Below are 323 nucleotides of genomic sequence, written 5' to 3'. Positions count from 1 at the left end.
CTCGCTTCAGCCGTGTTCTGGCCTGCTGGGGCTGCGCTACTGCACATTACCGGCTGGCGGTATGCGGTTATCGTTTACGGCTGTGCGGGCATTGTCAGCCTGCTTTTTCTGTCCGCCATTCCGGCAGTCAACCGGAGTCAACCACCCGTTGCCGGGCAGCCCACTTTTCCAGCGATCGGAAAAGCAGAAGACCGAAAAGCATTCATCAGCGGCCTGTGGTATGCCACGCTAATAGCGCTAATAAGCTTTGTTTCTACCGGCGTATCCACTCATTTTCCGCAGATACTGGCCGCTTATGGCATGCCTGCCGTGACGGGCATGCT

At 57.0% G+C, this 323-nt stretch carries 1 pseudogene; it reads left to right on the top strand.

From position 1 onward, the window contains the following. Positions 1-323, top strand: a pseudogene (locus MXF20_RS23495) (MFS transporter); the annotation flags it as partial.

Source organism: Pantoea dispersa, assembly GCF_035783935.1.
In the GTDB taxonomy this organism is placed as follows: domain Bacteria; phylum Pseudomonadota; class Gammaproteobacteria; order Enterobacterales; family Enterobacteriaceae; genus Pantoea; species Pantoea dispersa_C.
Note: the sequence above shows the minus strand (reverse complement) of the source record. Positions and strands in the feature narration are given on the sequence as shown.